The sequence below is a fragment of the Peterkaempfera griseoplana genome, from assembly GCF_001418575.1.
GTDB classification, from domain to species: domain Bacteria; phylum Actinomycetota; class Actinomycetes; order Streptomycetales; family Streptomycetaceae; genus Peterkaempfera; species Peterkaempfera griseoplana.
In genome coordinates, this window is the sequence record NZ_LIQR01000020.1 from 1 (window position 1) to 8088 (window position 8088).

The following is an 8088-nucleotide window of genomic DNA, read 5'->3' on the forward strand; positions in this document are numbered from 1 at the left end:
CTCGGCGGTGCCGCGGCGCTCGGCGGCCTGGTCGGCGCGATCCTGCTGATCGTGCTGCCGGGCAGCGCCTTCGACGCCGTGGTCCCCGCACTGATCGTGCTCGCCCTGGTCCTGGTGGTCCTCCAGCCCCGGCTCGCCAGGGCCGTGGCCGCCCGCCGCACCGCCCCCGCCCACCCGGACGCCGGCCCGCTGCTGACGGCCGGCATCTTCGTCACCGGCATCTACGGCGGCTACTTCGGCGCCGCCCAGGGCGTGCTGATGCTCGCCCTGATGGGCACGCTGCTCAGCGAGGACCTGCAGCGCATCAACGCCACCAAGAACGTGCTGGCGCTGCTGGTCAACGGAGTGGCGGCGGTCTTCTTCCTCTTCGTGGCCCACTTCGACTGGGCCGCCGTCGTGCTGATCGCCGCCGGGTCCGTACTCGGCGGGCAGATCGGCGCCCGGGTCGGCCGCCGGCTCCCGCCCGCGGCACTGCGGGGCCTGATCGTGGTGGTCGGCCTGACCGCGGTCGTCAAGCTGCTGCTCCCCTGACCTCCTCTCCCGACCACCCGTACGCGCCGTCCCCACCGGGCAGCCGCCGACGGCCGGGACCCTGTCGGCCCGGGTCACCGGGTTGCTGTGGTCGGGTGAGCGCGGCTCGACGGGCCGCCGTCCGTCTGCCAGGGTCGGAGCGACGCACCATACGCCGGCCCAGGGAGACACCGTGCCCGCAGCAGACCTGCTCACCGACACCGAGATCGACCAGCGGCTCACCGCCCTCCCCGGCTGGAGCCGGGACGGCGACACCCTCCGCCGCACCGTGCGGGCCGAGGACTTCCCCACCGCGATCCGCATCGTGACGGCCGTCGCGGAGCAGGCCGAGCAGATGGACCACCACCCCGACATCGACATCCGGTGGCGCACTCTGCACTTCACCCTGAGCACCCACTCGGCGGGCGGAATCACCGCGCTGGACTTCGAACTCGCCGCCCGCATCGACCAGGTCGCCGCCGCTCACTGACCGTTCCCGGCCTTCGGCCGCCCGGTCCCGGCGGCCGTTCGTGAGATGCTGGCCGACGGATCATCCAGGCGGGACGGACGGAACTTCATGGCTCAGGAACCCTCCGGCAGCGGCGACCGGCCCTCGGAGTACGACTACGGGCAGCAGTGGCAGCACCCCGGCCAGGCATCCTCCGCCGAGGGCGGCATACCCGGCGGCTACCAGACGTACGGCACCGGCCAGGAAGCCTGGAGCGACCCCGCGCAGGCCCAGCAGCAGAACGGCCAGTACGCGGGATACGACCAGCAGCAGTACGGCCAGGGCTACGGCGACCAGGCGTACTACGGCGGTTACGGCTACCCCTACCCGGCCGGGGGCGACCAGCAGCAGAGCCCCGCCTACGGCGAGGGCGCCTCCGGCTACCAGGACTACCAGGCCTACCCGGAGTACCAGCAGGGCTACCAGACCGGCTACCAGGGCCAGCCGGAGTACCAGCAGGTCTACCAGGACTACCAGACCCAGCCCTACCAGCAGCAGTCGGCCGACGGCACCGGCGAGGCCACCCAGCAGTGGCAGGCCCTCCCTGACGACACCGCGGCGGCCGACCCGGGACCCGCCCCCGGCAGCCCCGACGCCTTCCACGGCCACGGCGGCTCCGAGGGCCCCGGCCCGAACGCATTCGGCGCGGACGGATTCGGCGCGAGCGAATTCAACGCGGACGGCCCCGGCCACGACGGCGAGCCTGCGGACGAGGCGGCCGACGACCCCGGCGCTCCCAGGCCGAGCCTCGCCGACCGGGCCCGCGCCGTCCTCGGCGGCGGCCCGGACGGCCCCTCCCGGCGGACCCGGACCACCCGCCTGGCCGTCGGCGCGGCCGCCCTGGTCGTCCTGGTGGGCGCGGGAGTCTATGTGGCCGGCAGCGGCGGCTCCGGCGGCAACGCCGCGGCGGGCAGCGGCGCCACCGGTACCTCGTCCGCCAACTTCGCCGTCGACCACACCAGGACCTGGGCCGCCCAGCCGGCCGCCGCCGGCGCCGACGACGGCCTGCTGGGCGGCTGGCTGCTGCCCAAGGCGGTGGTACGCGGCGACGCCACCGGCGTCCACGCCTACGACATCGCCACCGGCAAGCCGGTGTGGACCGCCCAGACCCCCGTCCCGGGGGCGGTGCCCTGCGGCATGTCCCCGACCGTGGCCGGCGGCATCGGGGCGGTGCTCTTCACCCCCAAGGCGGGCAGCAAGAGCTGCAGCCTGCTCTCCGCCGTGGACACCGCCACCGGCAAGCAGAAGTGGACCAAGACCCTCTCCGGCACCAAGGACGCCTACACCGCCCGGGTGATGGTCAACGACACCCGGGTGGTCGCGGTGGGCGACTCCAAGGCGGTCGGCTACGAGGCGTCCACCGGCAAGTGGAAGTGGGACAACAAGGGCCGCGGCAAGTTCTGCACCCTCTCCGGCACCGGCTCCGGCAGCACCCTGCTGGTGCACAGCAGCTGCGCCGACAGCAACCCCAAGGAGCAGATCGTCGCGCTGGACGCAGCCTCCGGCCGGCTCATCTGGTGGCGCGGCCTCGGCACGCCCAAGACCGTCACGGTGCTCTCCGCCGAACCCTCCGTCGTCCTCACCACCGGCGGCAGCGCCGCCGACGACCGCGTCCGCTCCTGGGACAACAAGGGCAATCCCGGCGCCGAGATCCCGGTGGCCCAGGCCGGCGGCCGGCTGGACGTGGAGCACGGCCCGCTGGACGCCACCCCCGGGGTCTTCTTCAGCGGCACCACCATGGCCACCGCCCTCGTCCCCGCCGACGGCTCCACCCCCGCCAACGGCTCCGTCACCGCGATCGACCTGAAGAGCGGCAAGGCCGTCTGGACGACCTCCGCCCAGGAGAAGGGCAAGGTGCAGCCGGTCGGCATCGACGCGGACGGCCTGATGGTCGCCACCGAGGAGCGCACCGACCAGTCCGCGCACCTCAGCCGTTTCGCCCTCGCGGACGGCAAGGAGAGCGCAGGCGGCGGCTTCCCCAAGGGCACCGGCTCGCTGCTGACCGCCGGCCGGCTGCTCACCTCCGACGGCCTGGTGGTGGCGGTGCCCGCCTTCACCTCGACCTACAGCACCTCGGCCACCGCGTACACCTCGGCCAAGTGACGCCCCGTCACCTCGCTGGCTCGCAGCAGCGGGCTGAAGGGGCGGCGAACCCTCCCCGGCAGGATTCGCCGCCCCGGTCCGGTACCCGACTCAGGCCGACTGCGGCAGCCAGGCCGCCAGCTCGCCCATGTCGGTGCGGCGCAGCCCGAGGGCCAGCATCAGCGTGGCCTCCGGCGTCGGCTCGAAAGGCTTGCGCAGCAGGGCCATACCCGCCTGCTCCGGTGTCCGGTCGGCCTTGCGCTGGTTGTCCTCGGCGCACGCCGCCACGGTGTTGAGCCAGCTGTCCGCTCCGCCGCGGGACCGCGGCACCAGGTGGTCCACCGTGGTCGCCCGCCGCCCGCAGTAGGCACAGCGGTGCTGATCGCGCACCAGCACCCCGCGCCGGGACCAGGCCGCCCGTTGTCGGAACGGCACCCGCACATACCGCGTCAGCCGGATCACCCGGGGCAGCGGCACCTCGATCCCGGTCCCCCGCACCACCCGCATCGGATGGGCCTGCTCGACCACGGCCTTGTCCTGGAGCACCAGGACCACCGCACGCTGCAGCGACACCGTCGTCAGCGGCTCGTAACCCGCGTTCAGCACCAGCGTGCTGCGCATTCCGACACCTCCCCGGCCACATCCGCCCCCGCGGCGGTGTGTCCACTGTGGATCGGTGGCGGTCCTGACAACAACGCAATTTCCCGTCGCGGCACCCTGCACAGGGACCGTCCCGCACCCGGCGCCCCGGGCTCCGGCGTCCGCCGCACGTCCGCCGCACCCGCCGTACGGGTGGGAAGCCCCCTGCGCCCGGGAACGCGAACGGCGCCGCCGCGCACCACCCGAGGGGGTGCGCGGCGGCGCCGTGTCCGCTCGCCGGCCGGGAGCCGGCGGACCTACTTCTTCTCGTACTCCGCGGTGAGGTGGGCCCTCGCCAGCGTGTGGAACCGCAGGTTGAAGCCGACCACCGCCGGAGTGGCGTCGGCGTCCGGCCCGAGCTTCTCGCTGTCCACCGCGTAGACGGTGAAGTGGTACCGGTGCGGGCCGTCGCCGGGCGGCGGCGCCGCGCCGCCGAAGTCCCGGGTGCCGTAGTCGTTGCGCACCTGCACCGCCCCGTCCGGAAGTCCGGCGAAGTCGCCCGTGCCGGCACCGGTGGGCAGCTCGGTCACCGACGCCGGGATGTCGAAGACCGACCAGTGCCAGAAGCCGCTGCCGGTCGGCGCGTCGGGGTCGTAGCAGGTCACCGCGAAGCTGCGGGTCCCCTCCGGGAAGCCCTCCCACCGCAGGTGCGGTGAGGTGTTCCCGCCGTCCATCACCTGGGCGTCGGGAAGGGTCCCGCCGTCCTGGACGTCGTCGCTGGACACCGTGAAGGACGGCACCGGCGGGTGGAAGTCGTGCGGCAGCGGCCGCCTCTTGGCCTCGGTCACGTCCGGGAACCTCCTTGACGGGGATCTTGGTCGCTTCCCACCCTAGAGCCTCCCCGACCGCTCAGAACCAGCCGCGCTGCCCGCCGACCGAGTGGATCCACTGGTGGAGGTAGTCGGCCCAGTCCGTCGACCCCACGGCCGCGTGCGCCACCGTGAACGAGCGGAACGAGTCGCTGCCCTCGGTGAACAGCCCGCCCTTCTTGTCCATCTCCAGCACCACGTCCACCGCGCTCTCGTCGGCCACGAAGGTCAGCTCGACCTCGTTCAGCCCCGGGTACTGGGGGGCCGCGAAGAACTCGATCTCCTGGTAGAACGGCAGCCGCTGACGGGTGTTGCGGATGTGCCCGCGCTCCAGATCCGCCCCCTTGAAGCGGAAGCCCAACCGGCCGAAGGCGTCCAGCAGCGCCTGCTGCACCGGCAGCGGATGCACCTCCACCGGGTCGAGGTCCCCGGCGTCCAGCGCCCGGTCGATCGCCAGCTCGGTGGTGACCCCGACCGACATCCCGTGGAGCCGCTGCCCGGACACCGCGGTGACCGGGGTCTCGAACGGCACCTGGAGCGCGAACGGCACCACGTGCACCGCGCCCTCCCGCAGATCGAAGGCGCCGCCGATCTGCTGCCGGTGGAACTCCACGTCCTGCTTGTACTCGGAGTCCTCGGTCTCCACCTCCACCCTGGCCTGAAGGCCCAGGGACAGGCCCTCGATGCGCTGGTCGACCTGCCCGCCCTGGATCCGGACCTCGCCGTGCACCAGCCCGCCCGGCACGACATTGGGGTCGCTGAGCACCGTCTCGACCGACGCGCCGCCGGCGCCGAAGGCAGCCAGCATCCGCTTGAAGCCCATGGAAGATCCTCTCGTGATCAACGAAGCCGCACAGTCATAGATTGGCAAAGGGGCTGCCCGGTTCCAAACGGCCCCCGACCGGATGCTCGGCTACCCTCGGGGCCATGCCGAGCACGGACTTCCAGCGCGTCCCGCTGCCGCGGGACTTCTTCGACCGCCATGTGGTCGAGGTGGCCCCGGACCTCCTCGGCCGGACCCTGGTCTGCCGGCTCCCCGAGGGCACCGTGGAGCTGCGCCTCACCGAGGTCGAGGCGTACGACGGCCCCAACGACCCCGGGTCCCACGCCTACCGCGGCCGCACCGCGCGCAACGCGGTGATGTTCGGGGAGCCCGGTCACGTCTACGTCTACTTCACCTACGGCATGCACTACTGCATGAACCTGGTCTGCGGCCCCGAGGGCACCCCCTCCGGAGTGCTGCTCAGGGCCGGGCAGGTCACCGCGGGGACGGAACTCGCCCGCAAGCGCCGGCCGGCCGTCCGCAAGGACACCGAGCTGGCCCGGGGCCCGGCCCGGCTCACCCTGGCCCTCGGGGTCGACCGTGCGCTCGGCGGGGCCGACGCCTGCCCGGCGGACCCGGAGGACTCCCCGTTCCAGGTGCTGACCGGCAACCCGGCGCCGGCCGGCCGGATCCTCAGCGGCCCGCGCACCGGGATCTCCGGCGCCGGCGCGGAGACCCCCTGGCGGTACTGGATCGAGAACGACCCCACCGTCAGCCCCTACCGGGCCCACGTCCCCCGGCGCCGCCCGGCTCGCTGACACCCGGGGGCGGCCCGGCTCACCGGCGCGGGGCGGCCGCCGGTGGAATCACGGTGGCGCCGAACGCGTACCCTCGGACACGCTGGGAACCAGCCGCGGCCCGCAGCGGGACGGCGGCTCGATGAGAGAACTCGCTGAAGAAGGAGACACGAGACCGTGACGGACATCGTCGACGAGCTGAAGTGGCGGGGCCTGATCGCCCTTTCCACTGACGAGGACGCACTGCGCAAGGCGTTCGCGGACGGCCCTGTCACGGTCTATTGCGGCTTCGACCCGACCGCGCCCAGCCTGCACCTCGGCAATCTGCTGCAGATCCTCGTCCTGCGGCGGCTGCAGCAGGCCGGCCACCGGCCCCTGGGCCTGGTCGGCGGCGCCACGGGCCTCATCGGGGACCCCAAGCCCACCGCGGAGCGGGTCCTCAACGACCCCGAGGTCGTCGAGGGCTGGGTGGGGCGGCTGCGCGGCCAGATCGAGAAGCTGCTCGACTTCGAGGGCTCCAATGCCGCGGTGATGGTCAACAACCTGGACTGGACGTCCGGCATGTCGGCCATCAACCTGCTGCGCGACGTGGGCAAGTACTTCCGGGTCAACAAGATGATCGCCAAGGAGGCGGTCGCCCGCCGGCTGAACTCCGACGCGGGCATCAGCTACACCGAGTTCAGCTACCAGGTGCTCCAGGGCATGGACTTCTTGGAGCTCAACCGGAGGTACGGCTGCACCCTGCAGACCGGTGGCAGCGACCAGTGGGGCAACCTCACCGCCGGTGTGGACCTGATCCACAAGGCCGACGGGAAGTCGGTGCACGCACTCGCCACCCCGCTGATCGTCAAGGCGGACGGCACCAAGTTCGGCAAGAGCGAGACGGGCACCGTCTGGCTCGACCCCGAACTCACCACGCCGTACGCGTTCTACCAGTTCTGGCTGAACAGCGACGACCGGGACATCTCCAACTTCCTGCGGCTCTACAGCTTCCGCACGCACGAGGAGATCGAGGAGCTGGAGCGCCTCACCCAGGAGCGCCCCGCGGCCAGGGCCGCCCAGCGCGCCCTGGCGGAGGAACTCACCACCCTCCTCCACGGCGCCGAGGAGTGCGCCCGGGTGATCGCCGCGTCCAAGGCGCTCTTCGGGCAGGGCGAACTCGCCGACCTGGACGCCGCCACCCTGGCCGCCGCCGTCGCCGAGCTGCCCAGGGCGGAGACCGCGGAACTGGGCGAGCTGGTCGACCTCTTCGTCGCCACTGGTCTCGCGCCGAGCCGCTCGGCCGCCCGCCGCACGCTCAAGGAGGGCGGCGCCTACCTCAACAACGTCAAGGTGACGGACGAGGAGGCCACCGCCTCCGAGGCCGATCTGCTGCACGGCCGCTGGCTGCTCCTCCGCCGCGGCAAGCGCAACCTGGCAGCGGTGGAGCTGGTGCCGGCTGTGGCCGGATCAAGCCAGGCCTGACCTGGTACTTCAGCACCGAGGGCGCGGATCCGGCCAGATCCGTGCCCTCGGTGTTTGACGATCGCGGCCGGACCCCCTAACGTAGAGCGAGTCGCCTGAACCGGGGCGGTGGACGGGCAAGGCCTCACAGGTCGCCCGTACCGAACCGACGCGAACATTCACTGCAGCATCACACTCTCCTGGCAATCCGGTCGGGGCATTCATGTGCCCGGAGCCGGTGCGCGAATTACCGAGGAAATGCGCTAACGTAGTGGACGTCGCGACAAGCGATAACCCCGCCAGCGGGGGTCGGAAAAGCGGTAAGCGGATCTGATAAGCTGGAGACACGAAGAAGGGAAGCGCCCGGAGGGGCCCGGAAGGGTTTCGATGGAAGCGTCCGTTCCTTGAGAACTCAACAGCGTGCCAAAATTCAACGCCAGATTTTTGAACCCTTTGGGGTTCCTTTGAATGAAGTGCAGCGAGGACGCTGTGCGCGGGTCCGGCTTATTCCGCTGGATGCCGTGCCGCTCTCGTGGA

The 8088-nt window shown here is 72.1% G+C and carries 8 protein-coding genes; 5 read left to right on the plus strand and 3 right to left on the minus strand.

Features of this window, described 5'->3' with window-relative positions:
- From AOK09_RS01760 to AOK09_RS01770, 3 genes are all read left to right on the plus strand, one after another.
- On the plus strand, window positions 1-531 hold a 531-nt coding region (locus AOK09_RS01760; protein WP_055585294.1), incomplete at its 5' end, for a sulfite exporter TauE/SafE family protein.
- Between the two features lie 172 nt (window positions 532-703).
- Window positions 704-1000 carry a 4a-hydroxytetrahydrobiopterin dehydratase gene (locus AOK09_RS01765; protein ID WP_055585295.1) on the plus strand — a complete coding sequence of 99 codons (297 nt, stop codon included), beginning with the start codon at window positions 704-706 and terminating at the stop codon, window positions 998-1000.
- Between the two features lie 87 nt (window positions 1001-1087).
- Window positions 1088-3121: an outer membrane protein assembly factor BamB family protein gene (locus tag AOK09_RS01770; RefSeq protein ID WP_157875763.1), complete on the plus strand. Its 2034-nt coding sequence runs from the start codon at window positions 1088-1090 to the stop codon at window positions 3119-3121.
- Window positions 3122-3211: 90 nt separating this feature from the next.
- Here AOK09_RS01770 and AOK09_RS01775 read toward each other — a convergent pair whose 3' ends face one another.
- The 3 genes from AOK09_RS01775 to AOK09_RS01785 all read right to left on the minus strand — a co-directional run bounded on the left by AOK09_RS01775 (window position 3212) and on the right by AOK09_RS01785 (window position 5371).
- Window positions 3212-3721, minus strand: a complete 510-nt coding sequence (locus tag AOK09_RS01775; RefSeq protein ID WP_055585297.1) for an HNH endonuclease — start codon at window positions 3719-3721, stop codon at window positions 3212-3214.
- A gap of 275 nt (window positions 3722-3996) precedes the next feature.
- Window positions 3997-4527 (minus strand): YbhB/YbcL family Raf kinase inhibitor-like protein, encoded by a 531-nt coding sequence (locus AOK09_RS01780; protein ID WP_055585298.1) that lies wholly within the window; start codon window positions 4525-4527, stop codon window positions 3997-3999.
- 61 nt (window positions 4528-4588) lie between these two features.
- Entirely contained in the window at window positions 4589-5371 is a 783-nt protein-coding gene (locus AOK09_RS01785) for a sporulation protein (protein WP_055585299.1), read from the minus strand.
- Window positions 5372-5475: 104 nt separating this feature from the next.
- Between AOK09_RS01785 and AOK09_RS01790 the strand changes: the two genes are divergently transcribed.
- Entirely contained in the window at window positions 5476-6129 is a 654-nt protein-coding gene (locus tag AOK09_RS01790; protein WP_055585300.1) for a DNA-3-methyladenine glycosylase, read from the plus strand.
- Between the two features lie 156 nt (window positions 6130-6285).
- Complete coding sequence (tyrS, locus tag AOK09_RS01795; RefSeq protein ID WP_055585301.1) at window positions 6286-7572, plus strand: tyrosine--tRNA ligase; 1287 nt, start codon at window positions 6286-6288, stop codon at window positions 7570-7572.
- Window positions 7573-8088: the final 516 nt, after the last annotated feature.